Source organism: Olivibacter sp. SA151 (assembly GCF_054130995.1).
Window position 1 is genome coordinate 778,712 of the sequence record NZ_CP096391.1, and the last position, 16,925, is coordinate 795,636.

The 16,925-nt window shown below is 40.2% G+C and carries 16 protein-coding genes; 6 read left to right on the top strand and 10 right to left on the bottom strand.

Annotation, left to right across the window (positions count from 1 at the left end):
• Positions 1–8 precede the first annotated feature (8 nt).
• Complete coding sequence (locus tag M1D52_RS03170; protein ID WP_437394373.1) at positions 9–776, bottom strand: MBL fold metallo-hydrolase; 768 nt, start codon at positions 774–776, stop codon at positions 9–11.
• Positions 777–1,055: 279 nt separating this feature from the next.
• On the opposite strand from M1D52_RS03170, the gene recJ reads away from it, so the two are divergent.
• The 3 genes from recJ to M1D52_RS03185 all read left to right on the top strand — a co-directional run bounded on the left by recJ (position 1,056) and on the right by M1D52_RS03185 (position 5,543).
• On the top strand, positions 1,056–2,756 hold the full coding sequence (gene recJ, locus M1D52_RS03175) for a single-stranded-DNA-specific exonuclease RecJ (RefSeq protein WP_437362147.1): 1,701 nt from the start codon (positions 1,056–1,058) through the stop codon (positions 2,754–2,756).
• Positions 2,757–2,797: 41 nt separating this feature from the next.
• Complete coding sequence (lptB, locus tag M1D52_RS03180; protein WP_013664020.1) at positions 2,798–3,535, top strand: LPS export ABC transporter ATP-binding protein; 738 nt, start codon at positions 2,798–2,800, stop codon at positions 3,533–3,535.
• Positions 3,536–4,025: 490 nt separating this feature from the next.
• Complete coding sequence (locus tag M1D52_RS03185) at positions 4,026–5,543, top strand: GH3 auxin-responsive promoter family protein (RefSeq protein WP_013664019.1); 1,518 nt, start codon at positions 4,026–4,028, stop codon at positions 5,541–5,543.
• Positions 5,544–5,773: 230 nt separating this feature from the next.
• On the opposite strand, the gene M1D52_RS03190 is transcribed toward M1D52_RS03185, so the two are convergent.
• The 6 genes from M1D52_RS03190 to M1D52_RS03215 all read right to left on the bottom strand — a co-directional run bounded on the left by M1D52_RS03190 (position 5,774) and on the right by M1D52_RS03215 (position 11,994).
• Entirely contained in the window at positions 5,774–7,123 is a 1,350-nt protein-coding gene (locus tag M1D52_RS03190) for a DUF58 domain-containing protein (protein WP_437362144.1), read from the bottom strand.
• 108 nt (positions 7,124–7,231) lie between these two features.
• Entirely contained in the window at positions 7,232–8,209 is a 978-nt protein-coding gene (locus M1D52_RS03195; RefSeq protein ID WP_437362142.1) for an AAA family ATPase, read from the bottom strand.
• The gene (locus M1D52_RS03200) at positions 8,173–9,384 is read right to left on the bottom strand and encodes a DUF4350 domain-containing protein (protein WP_437362141.1); all 1,212 of its coding nucleotides are present in this window, start codon (positions 9,382–9,384) and stop codon (positions 8,173–8,175) included. The genes M1D52_RS03195 and M1D52_RS03200 overlap by 37 nt, the downstream gene beginning before the upstream one ends.
• A gap of 12 nt (positions 9,385–9,396) precedes the next feature.
• Entirely contained in the window at positions 9,397–10,131 is a 735-nt protein-coding gene (locus M1D52_RS03205) for a DUF4129 domain-containing protein (protein ID WP_437362139.1), read from the bottom strand.
• A 10-nt stretch (positions 10,132–10,141) separates the two neighbouring features.
• Positions 10,142–11,050 carry a glycerophosphoryl diester phosphodiesterase gene (locus tag M1D52_RS03210; RefSeq protein WP_013664014.1) on the bottom strand — a complete coding sequence of 303 codons (909 nt, stop codon included), beginning with the start codon at positions 11,048–11,050 and terminating at the stop codon, positions 10,142–10,144.
• A 2-nt stretch (positions 11,051–11,052) separates the two neighbouring features.
• The gene (locus M1D52_RS03215; RefSeq protein ID WP_437362137.1) at positions 11,053–11,994 is read right to left on the bottom strand and encodes a stage II sporulation protein M; all 942 of its coding nucleotides are present in this window, start codon (positions 11,992–11,994) and stop codon (positions 11,053–11,055) included.
• 95 nt (positions 11,995–12,089) lie between these two features.
• On the opposite strand from M1D52_RS03215, the gene M1D52_RS03220 reads away from it, so the two are divergent.
• A complete protein-coding gene (locus M1D52_RS03220; RefSeq protein WP_437362135.1) occupies positions 12,090–12,824 on the top strand; it encodes an RDD family protein in 735 nt (244 codons plus the stop codon).
• Positions 12,825–12,843: 19 nt separating this feature from the next.
• Here the strand turns inward: M1D52_RS03220 and M1D52_RS03225 are convergent, their stop codons facing one another.
• Together M1D52_RS03225 and M1D52_RS03230 are read right to left on the bottom strand one after the other, a co-directional pair.
• Entirely contained in the window at positions 12,844–13,164 is a 321-nt protein-coding gene (locus M1D52_RS03225; protein WP_437394371.1) for a DUF2752 domain-containing protein, read from the bottom strand.
• Between the two features lie 6 nt (positions 13,165–13,170).
• Complete coding sequence (locus M1D52_RS03230; RefSeq protein ID WP_013664010.1) at positions 13,171–13,650, bottom strand: DUF5684 domain-containing protein; 480 nt, start codon at positions 13,648–13,650, stop codon at positions 13,171–13,173.
• Between the two features lie 254 nt (positions 13,651–13,904).
• Here M1D52_RS03230 and M1D52_RS03235 point away from each other — a divergent pair, with 254 nt between their 5' ends.
• Together M1D52_RS03235 and M1D52_RS03240 are read left to right on the top strand one after the other, a co-directional pair.
• A complete protein-coding gene (locus tag M1D52_RS03235) occupies positions 13,905–15,332 on the top strand; it encodes an L-serine ammonia-lyase (protein WP_437362133.1) in 1,428 nt (475 codons plus the stop codon).
• 244 nt (positions 15,333–15,576) lie between these two features.
• A complete protein-coding gene (locus tag M1D52_RS03240) occupies positions 15,577–16,203 on the top strand; it encodes a hypothetical protein (protein WP_013664008.1) in 627 nt (208 codons plus the stop codon).
• Here the strand turns inward: M1D52_RS03240 and lipB are convergent.
• Positions 16,200–16,916, bottom strand: a complete 717-nt coding sequence (lipB, locus tag M1D52_RS03245) for a lipoyl(octanoyl) transferase LipB (protein WP_437362131.1) — start codon at positions 16,914–16,916, stop codon at positions 16,200–16,202. The two genes, M1D52_RS03240 and lipB, sit on opposite strands and share 4 nt — an antisense overlap.
• Positions 16,917–16,925: the final 9 nt, after the last annotated feature.

The following is a 16,925-nucleotide window of genomic DNA, read 5'->3' on the forward strand; positions in this document are numbered from 1 at the left end:
TTAGCTAATTAGCTAATGACTTTAAAAGCATCCTCTACTTTCGTTACCTTGCCAAAGGGGGCTCCCGTCGAGTGGTAAAACATACAGATCCATCCTTCTTCTGCTGCTTTGTTTCCGTATTCTTCCCGAAGTTGCATAGCTTTCTTACCGTCAAAATCATATTTAGCAACAAACTTTCGGAGAAGCTGCTCCGGTTCGGGAAGCTCGTCTCCTCCAAAAAAATAATGTGAATTGTTCTCGCTGATATGAAATACTTGATGGAACTCTGTATGGCCACCACTGTGCTCGTAAGTAATGGTGTCGTTAATACGCCCATTTCCTTCCACTAACTCTAGATTTCCGCTACGTTGCAGCACATCAAAAATTGCGGTTTTGTAAGAACCCGACTTTCCGCTATAACCAGTTTCCCACTCTCCACGTGAAACAATATACTCCGCTTCGGGAAAAGCCAGTTGTAACTTGCCTTGGTGCTCGAAAACCATACCACCGGCATGGTCTTGATGTAGGTGCGACATCAAAACAAAACTTACGTCACGAGGATCAAATCCTGCCTTCTTGATATTATTATGTAGTGCCAGATTGCCAAGATCATCCTTATATCCTAATCCAGTGTCCAGTAAAATCAGATCCTTAGCGGTTTGGATGAGTAAGGGGTGAATATGAATAAACAAAGAGCCTTTTCGATCTTTCGGATCATCTTTTAAGGGATCGAAAGGGATAAATTTTTTGCTGCTATCAACAGAATAGGAACCTTCATAAAGTGAGAATGCTTGCATGCGAATAAGTTATAAGTAATGAGTTATAAGTGATAAGTAAACTGCCGTGAATGATTGGACCACGTATAATGTATAACCTAAAACTTACAACTAAAAAAGCGTATATTTACCCATTGATTAGCGCAAACTTAGACAAAATGCTTTTTTTTCACAAGTGTTCGTTGCGTGTTCGGGCCTCTGTCATACAGGAATGCAGATGCATGCAGCCTACATCGTGTACAAAGTATCCGTCACTCTCTTATTAGCCTTTGAGAGATACAGTTTAATAGGTAAAAGTATATGCAAAAAAGGTGGGTTGAAAGAAATACAGTTGATACAGATGTCGTTACTTCCTTATCAAAGGCTCTTAATATACATAAGGTCTTAGCAAGATTGTTGGTACAGCGAGGCGTATTCGACTTTGAGCAGGCACGGAAATTCTTTAGGCCTTCACTCGACGATCTCCATAGCCCCTTTTTGATGAAAGATATGGACCTTGCTATTCGCCGTATTGAACAGGCTATCGGCATGAAGGAAAATATCTTGGTCTACGGTGATTACGATGTGGACGGAACAACTGCAGTTTCAGTACTTTACAGCTTTTTGAAACGGTTTTATAACCATATAGGATATTATATCCCTGATCGGTATAAAGAAGGTTACGGTATTTCCTTCCAAGGTATCGATTATGCAGCAGAAAACAACTATTCGCTAATTATTGCATTGGACTGTGGTATTAAATCAGTCGACAAAATTGAGTATGCAGCACAAAAGGGCATCGATTTTATCATTGGTGATCACCATACGCCGGGGAACGAATTGCCCAAGGCAACGGCGGTTTTGGATCCAAAGCGAAAAGATTGTAACTATCCATATAAGGAGCTATCAGGTTGCGGTATCGCTTTCAAAATTATTCATGCTTTTGCAAAGACAAATCAGTTAGAGGAAGCAGAAGTTTTTCAATATCTCGACCTTGTTGCGGTGAGTATAGCTTCGGATATCGTACCGATAACTGGAGAGAATCGGGTGTTGGCATATTACGGATTAAAGAAATTGAACAATAATCCAAGCTTTGGACTAAGGGCTTTGGTTGACCTTTCCACGAAGGCCGGTGAAATGAATTTAACAGACGTTATTTTTCAAATTGGCCCACGGATCAACGCCGCAGGTAGAATCGACCATGCAAAAGATGCGGTAAAACTATTGATTTCAAAAAGTTTAGAGGAAGCAAAAAACTGTTGCGGGCTAATTGACGTACAGAATATGCAACGGAAGGATTTTGATGCGCGGATTACAGCAGAAGCGCTCGAAATTATTCAAAAAAGTGAAACGCTTATTAAACGTAAAACAACCGTCGTCTACCAGGAAGATTGGCATAAAGGCGTTATTGGTATCGTTGCTTCACGTTTAACAGAAAAGTATTACCGTCCGACAATTGTACTTACGAAATCAAACGGTCATGTAGCCGGATCTGCTCGATCTGTGGCGGGCTTCGATTTATATGAGGCGCTATCTGAATGTAGTGACCTATTAGAGCAGTTTGGGGGACATAAATATGCTGCGGGGCTAACAATGAAAGCAGAAAATGTGCCCGCATTGCAATCGAAATTTGAAGCGGTAGTGGCACAAAGTATCGCTCCCGAATTGTTGGAACCTGAAATTTCAATTGATGCAAAAATCCATCTAGCGGATATTACACCAAAATTCTTTCGTGTTTTAAAACAATTTGCACCGTTCGGACCCGAGAACAACGCACCTGTTTTTATTGCCAAAAATGTGTATTCTGTAGGCGAGGCGCAGTTGGTAGGAGCGAACCACCTAAAGATGTATATTACACAGGAAGGAGCTCCGACCTTTGATTGTATTGGATTTGGCTTAGGGGAATATATAACACATATTAATAAAGGAATACCTTTTACCGCATGTTTCTCTATTGAAGAGAACGTATGGCGAGATAAAAAAAATATTCAATTAAATTTAAAGGGAATTAGGTTGATGTAAGCTTTAAGCTTGCAGCAGATGACTAAAAGCTTAAAGCTAGTATGATATTAAAGGCAGAACATCTGGTAAAGAAGTATAAACAGCGTACGGTTGTAAACGATGTGTCTTTTCATGTCGAGCAAGGAGAGATTGTTGGATTATTAGGACCTAACGGTGCCGGTAAAACAACGTCTTTTTATATGATCGTCGGATTGATCAAGCCGAATGAAGGTAATGTTTATCTGGAAGATGATAATATTACAGAAGATCCCATGTATCGCAGAGCTCAAAAAGGAATTGGATATTTGGCGCAAGAGGCTTCGGTTTTTAGAAAACTATCTGTTGAGGATAACATTATGGCGGTCTTGGAAATCCATCACCAGGATAAGACGGTTAGAAAAGAAAAGCTGGAAGAGCTTATCAATGAGTTCAGTTTACATAAAGTCAGGAAAAACAGAGGCGATTTGCTGTCAGGAGGAGAGCGCCGGCGCACGGAAATTGCTCGTGCTCTAGCGGCAAGCCCTCATTTTATTCTGTTAGATGAACCCTTTGCGGGAGTCGATCCTATTGCGGTCGAGGAAATCCAGACCATTGTGCATAAGCTTAAACATCGAAATATTGGGATTCTGATAACCGATCATAATGTACAGGAAACCTTGTCCATTACAGACCGAGCTTATTTGCTTACTGAGGGAAAAATCATGTTGACGGGCACCCCTGAAGAGATAGCGGTCAATGAAATGGCGAGAACCTATTATCTGGGGCGTCATTTTGAGTTGAGAAGGAAGAAACTGGGATAGTTAGTTGAGCCGGTAAATAGTTAAGTAGTTGAATCGTTAAGTAGTTAAGTAGTTGATGAGCCAATGTGATGATAGCCGACATGATTAGAGAGGCCAGCACGACTGAAAGCTGATAGCTGACTGCTGATGGCTAAGAGCTGAAATAATTAGCCAATGTGATGATAGCCGACATGATTAGAAAGGCCAGCACGACTGAAAGCTGATAGCTGACTGCTGATGGCTAAAAGCTGAAATAATTAGCCAATGTGATGATGAGCCGACATGATTAGAGAGGCCAGCACGACTGAAAGCTGATAGCTGACTGCTGATGGCTGAAAGAGGTAAGACATAGGACGCAGGTAGGAAATCCTGATACGTACCTGCCTGCCGGCAGGTGTCCTGGTACCAAACCCTGTGCTAACAACTAATAACCAACAACGAGTAACTAACAACAAATAACCAATAAATTTGCTACTTTAGTAGCTAAAACCAAGTATCCTAGTATAACAAAATGGCAATTGTCAATTCAATTATTAATTGGATAATGAAAAAGCGAATCCACCAAATTGAACTTTTCATGAAATATCCTCATGAAGTTCAGGAAGAGTGGTTTCAAAGCCTTATTACCACTGCGCAGGCAACCGAGTGGGGGAAGAAGTTCGACTATAAATCGATTTGTAATCTTGAAACTTTTAAAGAACGTGTGCCTATACAAGACTATAATAGCCTGAAACCATATATTGACAGAATGATTGCAGGTGAGCAAAATTTGTTGTGGCCATCGGATATAAAATGGTTTGCAAAATCTTCAGGTACGACTTCTGACAGGAGTAAGTTTATACCGGTGAGTGAGGAGGCTTTAGAGGATTGCCATTTTCAGGGGGGGAAAGATCTGCTTTCTATTTATTGCCATAATCGGCCCGATGCTAAAGTTTTTACAGGAAAGGGGGTTGTGCTGGGAGGAAGTCATAAAATAAATCAACTTGGCAATGGAGATTCCAGTTCCGGTGATTTGTCGGCCATTCTGATCCGAAACCTGCCTTTTTGGGCCGAAATGTATAGAACACCGGATTTGGAGACAACTCTTAATCCCAATTTTGAGGAGAAAATCGAACGGGTCGCCAACCTGGTAATTCATGAAAATGTAACCAATTTATCCGGGGTACCCACGTGGAACGTAGTATTGGCAAAAAGGGTGCTTGAATTAACAGGGAAAGATAATCTATTGGAGATATGGCCTAATTTGGAACTGTATCTGCACGGTGGAGTGAGCTTTAAGCCATATAAAGAGCAGTTTAAGAGACTTATCCCTTCTGATAATATGTACTATTTGGAAAACTATAATGCCTCAGAAGGTTATTTCGGAATTCAAGATCAGTCAGATTCGGATGATTTACTGCTTATGCTCGATTATGGGGTTTACTATGAATTTTTGCCTGTTGAAAATTTGTATGACGAACACCCGTTAACGCTCACGCTCGATCAGGTTGAGCTTGGTAAAAATTATGCTTTGATCATTTCGACGAATGCCGGTCTATGGCGGTATATGATCGGAGACACGATTAAGTTTACTACTTTACACCCTTACCGTATACAGATTACCGGCCGAACCAAGCAATATATTAATACTTTTGGTGAAGAGTTGATCGTTGATAATGCCGATAATGGTTTGAGAGAAGCCTGTAAAATTACCAATGCGATTGTACGCGATTACACAGCAGGGCCTGTTTATTTCCATAATAACGAGGCTGGCGCACACGAATGGATTATAGAATTTGAAAAAGAGCCGGACGACTTTACGGAATTCAAAAACGTGTTGGATGAAAAACTGCGAGAAGTGAATTCAGACTATGATGCGAAACGGTTTAAAAACATGGCACTGAAGGCGCCGATTATACATATGGCTCCGTCAGGTACCTTTTACCGATGGATGAAAAACCGAGATAAATTGGGAGGACAGAATAAGGTGCCACGATTGGCAAATGACCGAAATTATCTCGACAGCATTTTGCCGTTGTTAAATAGTTAGGTAGTTAACTATTCGTAAGTGTTTGCTTTTTTCGGCACTCATGAGCTCCCTACGGTCGGTTAGCCGATAAGTTAATTAGCTAATGAGTTAATTAGCCGATGAGCCAATGTGATGATGCGATGATGAACCTAGGCCTTTCATAGCCAATGGATATCTGCCCGCAACTAACTACCAACACTAACAACTAATAACCAACAACCAACAACTAATAACTCGCAATGTAACAATCATCAAATCCGCTGCTTAGCCTTAATTTCCAAATACTTATTGATTGTGTTGACAGTCAAATGTTCAGGTGGCGTCAAGACAGACTGTATTCCATGCCTGGCAAGCTCTCGAACAAGTAGTTTTTTTTCATAGACAAATTTCTCTGCGATTGTTTTCAAATAGATACCTTCGATGCTTTCCGCTTTTTCTTGACTTAAGCTTTTCACCTCGATGTTCTCAAAAAAGATTACTACCAATAAGTGGTATTTTGCAATTTTCTTCAAATAAGGTAATTGTCGATTTAAGGCAGATACACTTTCAAAATTCGTAAATAAGATAATCAAGCTTCTTTGCCGTAGCGTATGTCTTACAGTCGAGTATAAAATCTCCAAATTACTCTCTAAATAACGTGTCTTCTCTTTGTACAAGGCCTCCATAATATAATTAAGTTGTGTAGAACGCCTATCAGCAGGAAGAACAGTCCCAATTTGCTCGGCAAATGTGATAAGTCCGGCTTTATCTTCCTTTTTGAGCGCAATGTTAGCCAATACCAAACTTGCATTAATGGCGTAATCTAATAAACTTAAGCCATGAAAGGGCATCTTCATTGCCCTTGATTTGTCGATTATACAATAGATATGTTGCGATCGCTCGTCAATGTACGAATTGACCATTAAACTGCCTTGACGAGCAGAAGCTTTCCAATTTAGCGTTCGATAATCATCACCCTGAACATAAGCCTTTATTTGTTCAAATTCCATGCTATGGCCTAAACGACGGATCTTCTTCAAGCCGTAATCCGTTAACCGATTAGAAATGGCTAACATTTCGTATTTACGCATTTGAAGAAAAGAAGGGTATACGGGTACATTAGCCTCTGCATCTTCATTAAATCTACGTTGTATAAAACCGATGGGTGATTGTACAAAAGTTCGTAGTTTTCCGAAAGAGTAGAGGCCTCGTTTTACAGGGCGTAGTTGGTATGAAAAAGTACTCCGTTCCTTAACTTCCAGAGCTCGCTCGAACCAAATATCGCGCTTTTGGAATTGATAAGGTATTTCATCGATAATGCCTATTTTTACAGTAAAAGGATAACGATTGTTGCTTGTAATAAAAATTTCGTTATCATCACTGTTGCTTAGGCGGGCAGGAGCAATACGCGTACTGACTACCCCTCCATTTTTTACAGCGTATAGTAATGCGATATCTGCTAATAAAATCAGCGTCGTTGTAAGAGCAGCTATATAAGGTAAAAATCCCAGCCAAGGGAAAAAATAAGTTAATAAAAATAAGAATGCCGTTATTCCCCAAGCGATAAAAAATCGCTTACTCAGAAATAGATCCAAATAAAATAATCGAACGATATTACGCATCGTAGAATCTTTAATAAACGCTTTTTGTTAAGTCCCGCTCTTTATCCTTATCTCCACCCTATCCCTAATACCTAACCCCTAATACCTAACCCCTATCCCCTATAAGCTTCACCTCGGAATCTCGATATTCTTAATGAGCTGATGGATAACTTCATCAGGCGTAATGCCTTCCATTTCTCGATCAGGCGTTAAAACAATACGATGGCGCAATACGGCAGGTGTAACGCCTATGATGTCGTCCGGCGTGACAAAGTCACGACTATTCATGGCAGCAATAGCCTTTGCCCCATTCATGATGGCTAATGATGCTCGGGGCGACGCTCCCAGGAATAAAGACTTGTGGTTTCTTGTTTGATAGACGATCTTCGCTACAAACTCGATTAATTTATCTTCCACATGTAATTTCCTTACCGTATTCCGTAGGGATTTAATTTGTCCACTCGAGAGGACCGGTTGTATATGCTTGATTGTTTCAAGAGGATCCGCTTGATGGTGTCGGATCAAAAGCTCTGTTTCTTCCACCAGGGAGGGATAGCCCACCTCGATCTTAAACAAAAATCGGTCGAGTTGCGCTTCCGGTAAACGGTAAGTTCCTTCCTGTTCTATTGGATTTTGGGTCGCCAGCACTATAAATGGCTCTTCCATTGGGTGTGTGATACCATCTAGGGTCATTTGACGTTCTTCCATTACTTCGAATAAGGCAGATTGCGTCTTTGCGGGAGCTCGATTGATCTCATCAGCTAGAATGATGTTTCCGAATATAGGCCCTTTTTTAAATTCAAAATCAACACTTTTTGGATTGAAAATGGATGTACCCAGAACATCTGAAGGCATGAGGTCTGGCGTAAATTGAATGCGACTAAACTGTGCGTCAATACATTTTGCAATTAATTTAGCGGTCAACGTCTTAGCAATGCCCGGCACCCCCTCTATCAGTACATGGCCATCAGCTAAAATTCCGGCAATTAAGAGTTCAACCAGGTTTTGCTGCCCAACAACAACCCTACCGATCGAGTCTTTAATTTGTTGAACCGCTTGCTGTAATTCACCTAAATCGGTACGTTGTTCGAAAAATTCTTGTTCCATAGTATCTTCGATTGATTGTAAAACCGTTCCACGTAATTATTAAAATCTGTCAATTCTTGATCACTTAATTGTTTCCCCAAGTGAACAGCTTCCATATATTCAAATATCTTTTGAACGACATCCGCTGTGACACCCGAGCGTTCGGCAAGTAACGCTAAAAACTCATCGTTTAAATCGCTTGTTTTAATTCGATAGTGAGCGCGAATAAAATGAAGAAGATACTGAGCCTTTTTCTGTGCGATATCGCTATTGTCACGCTGTCGAAAATAAACGCTACTTACCACTTTTATAAATTCTACGCTGGTGTTTGCCATTGGATCTTCTATTGGAATGATCCGTTGTCGCCGTTTAATTTCGAACAGAACAAATAGTATTAGGCATGCAAGCATAATGTAATAAGACCACTTAAGCGAGGCATTGCTAAAAATAAATCGCAAGAGCGATCGCTCACCTGCCATACCAAGTAATTGATATTCATCATAAATGAGGGGCCGATTTGGATTTAAGTACGAAAGTGTTTTGGAGGCATAGGCAGCCCCTTCTTCAGTTAACAATGCGTAGTTGGTGAAAAAATCGGGAGAAGCCAACAAGTATAAGTCACCATTGCCGATATGATAACGCAAAAAATTTGCTTCACCTTTATTATTCGTACCTAATATAGTAGCTTTCAGTGTGTCTATTTTACTAAAGTATTGGGAAGCTATGCCTCTGTTGAACTGATAATAACGATCTGGAGCCAAGTGTTTATTCAGAAAATGAAATTGTAAGCTGTCTTTTGCAAAAAGAACATCTCGTGTACGAATTTGTAAATGAAGTGAATCTAAAAGAATTTGATTGAAATCGCTCGCTGCGAGAAAAACATCGCTGCCTTTCTCGATATGTGTATAAAGCTTTTGATAATCATCGTTGCCCAAGGAAATCTTGGAGGAAATAATAAGTAAATTGGCACCTTTAGCCTTTGGAAGTGTTTCTTCGAGCGGTTGTCGACTATTATATACACCCCTTTTAAAAAGCTTCGGAAGTTCGCGATAGCATATGTAAGTTCCGAAAGGTATTTTGTCGCTTCGCTGATAAGTGGGCGACCAATTAACAGCCACTGGACGGTTATATTCAATAAATAAATATATACCCAACAATAAAAAACCTAGCAGAAGATACAACTTAAGATCTTTCATATGTTACTGTATCTAAATCCGATCCTTTAATTTCGCGAAACTTCTTCTAAAGTCGAAAAAATCGTTTTCTCTTACCGGAAAGGCGCCATACCATACTTTTTCAAACAGACCTGTCAAATTTCTAAAATCGTTGCTGAATGGTCTGTCTCCTAACTCCTGCACATAGATTTGATTCGTTTTTCCCGGTTGCCAATCGATTAATGCCCGATCTGTCAGTTCTTTTAGCAATTGAAGATATGATAAACGGACCGCCTGTCGGAAATTTTTGTTTGTAATAGCGGTCTGGAGCTCCATTTCAAAATCGATTTGATGTATGTCCTCTTCTTCCGCAATGGAACTTGCACCACTAACCCGATTTCTTCTTCCGAATATGTACAGTATATCCATACCGGCAATTTTATAGACAAGGAATAAGAGCGCGGCACTCCCTAGTATAATAAATAGCCATTTAAAAGTTGACCCGGATTGTCCGTTCGAAAAAATGCGGGCTAGCTGATCGTAAAGCCACTGTTTAAAATGTTGCCACCATCCAACAGGAACCTGTTCTTCCTCATACTTGAAGGCTGCGTCCTCTTTATAACTTGCTAACTTGGCAGCATCAAATGAGCGTAAAATTATTTTCCCGGTATCAATATTTATCTGTTTCTGCTTGTGTTGTCCTTTTGATAAAGCAGCGTCTATGCTTACGGCCTGGAGGGGGCGTATAAAAGATAACAAACACAATAGGAAGAGACAGATACGGTGCATCGATTAATAATTAATATTCTTCTTTTGGCCAATCGTTGGACGCCTTCACTCCGCCGGACCCAAAGCCTTCTATTCGTTCCATAAGGCCTAATCCGTCTTTCTCTTCTGTAAGACTAAAATACCACAGCGCACTCACAATTGCAGGTAAGATATAAAATAGCTGTGCTAAACCCGTTAAAATAGACCCAAAGATACTACCAGCGAGAACCAAGGTGGGAGAATCTTCAACAAATACGGCGCCGATACTTAGAAATGCTGATGGAAGACTCAGTATTCCCATGCTAAAATAGGCAATGATAGATGCTAGAAATATCAATGCGAAGGTTTTCCACCAGTGGTCTTTTATCAATTGTATGCTGCGCGATAATGCTTCAAATAAGCCTTTGTCTTCCATAATCATAATGGGCAAGGTTAAGCTAATAATGGGAATCAGGTAAAAACCGGGAACTAAACAAAAGAGGAAACCAATAAAGATGAATATACTTAAAAGAATGGTCGCTATGAAAAAGGATATAATATGGCTTTTAAATAAGTCCCAAACGGCTTGCATGGATGGAATTGTATGGTGGTGTTCTTTATAGAGTTTCATATAGCAATAGGTAACTAGATAAATTACGCTAACAGATAAGATACTGAATAAAAGTAACAGAAAGTAGGCTAAACCAAATGTGTATCCCGTCATATTTTCGGCTAATACGGTTGAGGTTGATGCTTTTGCCAAGCCAACCAATCGGATAGTTTTCATTTGTTGTGCAACGCTACTGGCTATTGTGGCGATAATAAAAAAGCCACTTATATATAAAAGGGGTTTAAAAAGATTTTTGAAATGCTGTTTGATAAAGCTGAAGCTATCATTCATCGTCTCACTGAAATCTCTTACCTTTCTTAATTCAATCGGTTCTTCAGAGGAATAATTCATAACTAAATAAGTTTGGAAAGCTTACGGGGATAAATCACCACGTACCATACGATAAAAAGAAAAGATGCTATCAATATAGCGCTGCTTAACCAGAAGGGCATAGCTGTATGTCTTGTTACAAAAGACTCCAATAAAGCAGCGATAATGAATATGGGGATCAATCCGACAATGATTTTTAGACCATCATTCGCTCCCCGTTTAAGCGAAGTGAGTCTACTGTAAGTTTTGGGAAACAGCAGACTGTTTCCCAATATCAAGCCCGCGGCTCCTGCCAACACAATCGCCGATATTTCCAATGTGCCGTGTATCCAGATAACTAATACCGATTCAAAACCTAAACCTTTTGTAAAAAAATAATATTGAAAAGATCCCAACATAATGCCATTATACATAAGCAGTACGACCGTGCCAACAGCGCATAAAATACCCAAGAGGAATGCCATACACGACACTCGAATATTGTTCAGCGCAATCATCAAAAACATAAGCAACGGATTCGATTGTTTATATACGCCAAAAGGATCTCCTTTTTCTATATTAGTATTTGTCATATTTACATAGTCGTCACCTAGAACAAGCCGAACAAATGTTTCATCATTCGCGGCAGAGAATGCACCGATAAAGGTGAATAATAAAAAAAATACAGCAGAATAGGCCAACTGATTTCGATACTGAAAAAAGATAATCGGAAGCTCCGTTTTCCAAAAGCTTAGAAAACGACTTGCCTTTTCTTTTTTATTAATATAGAGCGACTGGTGTAGACGAGCTGCCAAGCCATTAAGATAGGCGGTGGTTTTCGATTTTGGGTAAAAGGTTTTGGCATAGGCGAGATCGTCCGTGATTTCGATAAAACGCGCTGCTAACTCATCCGGATGGGTTGTCTTTATTTTTTCATAATTTTCCCATTTTGCATTATTTTGTTTGACGAACAGTGCTTCCCGCATATGGTATTAATAATTTGAGTATAAGTCCTGAATCGAAATAAAGATAATAAAAATCAAACGCTTCCATATCCATGGATTTCACTAAATTCGTTTTGATGAATCATGTAAAGGTAATTACTTCGCAAAATATATCGATCGATTATGATGTCGCCGGCGTGGGCGAGCGGATCGCTGCACGTATAATCGATCTGCTCCTCTTTTTTCTTATTTATCTCTTATTTATATTGATCGTTTCAGGCTTAGGACTGGCTTTTGATAATACCGGTAATCTGATACTTTTGGCTTTATATGGTTCGCTGTTTGTGTTTTATGATTTGCTGTGTGAAATTTTTTTTAATGGGCAGAGTGTTGGCAAGCGCATACTGAAAATTAAAGTTGTCAGCCTAGACGGTTATCAACCTAGTGTAGGTCAATACTTTTTGAGGTGGTTATTCCGGTTTGTAGATTTTACACTAACAATGCAAGTAGGGGCATTGATCTGCGTGGCACTATCCGAAAACAAGCAACGAATAGGCGATATTGTGGCGGGCACAACTTTAATTAAAACCGTTCCCCGAACGCAGTTAGAAGCAATTGCCTTTCATCCTCCAACCGAAGAACTATATAAGCCCTTGTTTCCGGAGGTGACAAGTCTTAACGATCAGGACATAACACTCATTCATGATGTGTTGGCCAATTTCAGTAAGTCAGGCAATAATATGCTCGTATACAAAATGGCTATGAAAGCAAAAGATGTGTTACAACTGAACATTCCTAACGAGATGAATGAATGGGAGTTTTTGAAACAAATTGTTCGCGACTATTCGTATCTGACATCAAATACGAAATAAAAGGCTCCATTAGCTGCGCTTAAAACATCTTGTTAAGATAAGACGTGATGATTAGAAAGCCCACTAAGCAAGATAATACGGTAGCAAGTTTTTCATTTTTCTTAAAATAACGGTTTTTTAGCAGGAAAAATAAACCTAATAATAAAAGTGGAATGGTTGGTGGATATTGTACTATACTGGCTTGCCATCGCCCCTGAAATAATAACAATAATGCTCTTTGAAAACCGCAGCCGGGGCAATCTATGCCGGTTAACCATTTAAAAGGGCAAGGTAGAAGATGATGTTGTAGCCAGTCTATTCCGGACCAGCTACTGAAAATCAAAAACAGCAAATAGTTCATACCTTATTAAGCTGTTGGGTCTCTAGGTGCATTCGGATCATCAAATGGATTCTTATAATTCTTAAACTGATCAAACGAGTTGCCACCTCTCGCTTCAGCAGCTGATGGTCCCAAATAGCGATCGCTCCCGAAGCCAATCATGGGAAAAATGATAAAAGAGAAGAAAAACGCCAGTACCGTGTATATTGAATCTTTTCCGAAGCTCTTCATCAACAGATTCAGCACCCAAATGATCACTACAAAGTTTACACAGGGAATCAGAAAGAAAAATATCCACCAAATAGGTTTTCCAACAATCTCAAGAATAACAATGAGATTGTAAACAGGAATTATTGCTGCCCAGCCTGGTTTGCCAGCCTTTTCGAACATTTTCCACAAACCGGCGATCGCTAAAATACTAAGAGCAAGCGAAACAAGTGTTGTGCCAATGCCCATGGCGGCAAATAAACCGGAGCTCATTGAATCGTTGTAATCGTAGTTGTTCATATGATTCTTATTTAAGTGAAAAACAGGGGTGTTGTTTTTATAAGACTTTTAACTTTTTTAGGTAAATAACTGCATTGAAAATTAGTTTATTATCAATTTTTTCGGCTTATAATAAACAAATATAAAATATGGAACTGATAAAACGTACAAAAATGTTTTCCGATGGTTAAAATTTTTAAAATGATGTCAATATCGGGTAAATGAGCCGATAAGGAAATCACAATTATTAGGCTTAACTTCGTATGCGTTATTTTATGAATAAAGAACAGATTTCCATTTTTGATATTTTCAAAATCGGTGTCGGGCCTTCTAGCTCGCATACCCTTGGGCCATGGCGTGCAGCACAACGATTTATCCAAAAGCTTGATCAAGAAAAGAGGCTTGCTGATACAGAAGCAGTTAAAATCTTACTCTACGGATCCTTGGCCAAGACGGGTAAGGGGCATGGAACCGATATAGCAATCCTTTTAGGGTTGAGTGGTGGTGACCCCGTGACTTTCGAGGTTAGTCGGATTCAACCAACAGTTGACCAGATTAAGGGTGATTGCCAATTGTGTCTTGCGGGGCAGTATGTAATTCCCTTTAATTATGGAGAGGACTTGCTTTTCCTGATGACGGAAAGTTTGCCCTATCACCCAAATGCGGTTACCTTTCAAGCTTTTTTCAGAGATGGAACGGCGTTATCTGAAACTTACTTCTCTATTGGTGGAGGTTTTGTAGTCCAGAAAAATCAACGGGCAGGTGATACAGAAGAGGTGGATCTACCCTTCCCCGTTCAAAATGCGAAGGATTTATTGATGTGGTGTATGCGTACCGGCCTTAAAGTTTCAGAGGTGGTGCTCGAAAATGAGCATGCGTGGCGAAGTGAAGAAGAAACTAATAAGGGGATCTTAAAGATTTTTCATACGATTCGTGATTGTATTTATCGAGGCTGTCACACTACGGGTACCTTGCCGGGAGGCTTAAATGTGGAAAGAAGAGCCGCTAAATTAAATAAAAAATTATTGAACGGCCGTCATTATGCCGATTTCGAAACCTGGATGTACGCTATCCGTGAAGGAGGGAGTGGTTTCCAGTATACGTTAGATTGGGTAAGTTGTTTTGCCTTGGCCGTGAACGAGGAGAATGCTTCATTCGGACGGGTCGTTACCGCTCCGACAAACGGTGCTGCCGGTGTAATCCCAGCCGTCCTTCAATACTTTTTAATATTCTGCAATGGCTACAATGAAGAAAAAATCATTCAATTTATAGCGACGGCATCGGAGATAGGAAGTATCTTCAAGAAAGGATCGACGATATCGGCTGCAATGGGTGGATGCCAGGCTGAGATTGGTGTGTCTTCGGCGATGGCAGCGGCGGCATTAACCGAGTGTTTGGGCGGATCCCAGCGCCAAGTACTGATGGCAGCTGAAATTGCCATGGAACATCACCTTGGACTAACATGCGATCCCATCGGCGGATTAGTACAGGTACCCTGTATCGAAAGAAATACCATGGGAGCTATTAAGGCCATTACAGCATCGCAACTCGCTTTACAATCCAATCCCGAAAAGGCAAAAGTAAGTTTAGATGCCGTAGTGCACACCATGTGGGAAACAGCCTTGGATATGAATGTTAAGTATAAAGAAACTTCTGATGGTGGTTTAGCAACCAACATTCCGTTGAGTTTGCCCGAATGTTAACGGGTTGTCCGTCGCTAATCGTTCGGGATTAAGTTGAATTTCATTCGCGTTTCCTTTACCATTAATAGGGTGTTAACAAAGGGTTAGTAAGGGGTTTATAAAGGGTTAATAAGGATATCACCCCTATTAACTCTTTATAAATTCTTCTTTAAAACTTTATAAATTCTTTTTTTATGATATATTTGAGTGGAAGCAGCAGTAAACCAGCTTCGACTAGCAGATATATAAACCCAAGGCTTTTAACATGGCAATTGCAAAGAATGGTCTTCATGGCCCTATTAATGGAAGGACGGGAGATTTAACGACGTATGAATTAAATGGTCAACTGATTGTTCGTACGATTGGGCGCCGTACCAAACCTTTCTCTCCCAAGGAATTATTGAATCAGGCTAAAATGAAAGCTGTATCTAAATTTTTGACACCGATAAAGCCTTTTGTCCTATTCGGTTTTAGGAATGCAGTTCCGCCGGGGAGTAGGGTGGGACCTTTTCAGATGGTACAGTCATACACCCGTAAATACGCCGTAGAGATCGACGAAAATGGTGAACCCTATATCAACCCGGAAAAGGTTTTGATAAGTAAAGGCCCAATAATTCCGCCGCATAACTGCTCCGTTGAACGAAATGGGACTCGTATTACGTTGTCATGGGAATCATTAGGTGGATGGAAAGGGGATCGTTTAGTGGTTTTGCTATATGATGGCGACTTATTTCGTCATTTTAGAGAAATCGGCGCAGAAAGGGTCGCACAGACGGACAGCTGGGAGAATAGCACCTTAGCCTTTGCTGAGAAGCCAATACATGTATATGCCTCCTTCCGAGATACCTATCATGATACGCTTTCCGATAGTGTGTACTGTGGAGTGATTTAGAACGCAGTCAATGCAGAGCTTATTAAATTCATTTTGAACAAATCAGCAAAATGTTTTTTTAAGTGTTCTTTTACTTCTTCCATGTCTACTTCCCGTCCTAGTTCACCTTGTAAAGAAGCTACGGCTTTATCGTCTATACCACAGGGCACAATATGGTTGAAATAATTTAGGTCCGTGTTGACGTTAAATGCAAAACCATGCATGGTAACCCACCTACTGGCTCGAACACCGATAGCGCAAATTTTCCGGGCTTTTTCATTGTCCGGATCCAACCATACGCCGGTATAACCCGGGTACCTGCCAGCCTCAATCTCATAATCGGCTAATGTACGAATCACGGCCTCTTCAATCGTACGCATGTATAGATGGATGTCAGTAAAAAAATTATCAAGATCCAATATAGGATAACCAACTAGTTGGCCGGGGCCATGATAAGTAATATCTCCTCCACGGTTTATCTTGTAATAGGTTGCTTGCTTATCGTGTAGCCCCTGTTCATCTAATAATAAGTTTTCGGGTTTACCGCTCTTACCCAGTGTATAAACATGCGGATGTTCTACGAAAATTAAATAGTTGTCTGTAGGATGATTGGTGCCATTAACCCGGTTGTCCGTTTTCTGTTGAACTACCTGCGCGAAAATAAGTTCTTGCCGATCCCACGCTTCTTGATAGTCAACCCTGCCCCAGTCTTGGAAATAAACGTTTTTATTCATGTGTAATCC

Coding starts and splice junctions, on each gene's coding strand:
- lipB (WP_437362131.1), bottom strand. CDS start 16,916: ATGAATAAAAACGTTTATTTCCAAGACTGGGGCAGGGTTGACTATCAA.
- M1D52_RS03170 (WP_437394373.1), bottom strand. CDS start 776: ATGCAAGCATTCTCACTTTATGAAGGTTCCTATTCTGTTGATAGCAGC.
- M1D52_RS03185 (WP_013664019.1), top strand. CDS start 4,026: ATGGCAATTGTCAATTCAATTATTAATTGGATAATGAAAAAGCGAATC.
- M1D52_RS03190 (WP_437362144.1), bottom strand. CDS start 7,123: ATGCGTAATATCGTTCGATTATTTTATTTGGATCTATTTCTGAGTAAG.
- M1D52_RS03235 (WP_437362133.1), top strand. CDS start 13,905: ATGAATAAAGAACAGATTTCCATTTTTGATATTTTCAAAATCGGTGTC.
- M1D52_RS03225 (WP_437394371.1), bottom strand. CDS start 13,164: ATGAACTATTTGCTGTTTTTGATTTTCAGTAGCTGGTCCGGAATAGAC.
- M1D52_RS03220 (WP_437362135.1), top strand. CDS start 12,090: ATGAATCATGTAAAGGTAATTACTTCGCAAAATATATCGATCGATTAT.
- M1D52_RS03230 (WP_013664010.1), bottom strand. CDS start 13,650: ATGAACAACTACGATTACAACGATTCAATGAGCTCCGGTTTATTTGCC.
- lptB (WP_013664020.1), top strand. CDS start 2,798: ATGATATTAAAGGCAGAACATCTGGTAAAGAAGTATAAACAGCGTACG.
- M1D52_RS03205 (WP_437362139.1), bottom strand. CDS start 10,131: ATGCACCGTATCTGTCTCTTCCTATTGTGTTTGTTATCTTTTATACGC.
- M1D52_RS03195 (WP_437362142.1), bottom strand. CDS start 8,209: ATGGAACAAGAATTTTTCGAACAACGTACCGATTTAGGTGAATTACAG.
- recJ (WP_437362147.1), top strand. CDS start 1,056: ATGCAAAAAAGGTGGGTTGAAAGAAATACAGTTGATACAGATGTCGTT.
- M1D52_RS03210 (WP_013664014.1), bottom strand. CDS start 11,050: ATGAATTATTCCTCTGAAGAACCGATTGAATTAAGAAAGGTAAGAGAT.
- M1D52_RS03200 (WP_437362141.1), bottom strand. CDS start 9,384: ATGAAAGATCTTAAGTTGTATCTTCTGCTAGGTTTTTTATTGTTGGGT.
- M1D52_RS03215 (WP_437362137.1), bottom strand. CDS start 11,994: ATGCGGGAAGCACTGTTCGTCAAACAAAATAATGCAAAATGGGAAAAT.
- M1D52_RS03240 (WP_013664008.1), top strand. CDS start 15,577: ATGGCAATTGCAAAGAATGGTCTTCATGGCCCTATTAATGGAAGGACG.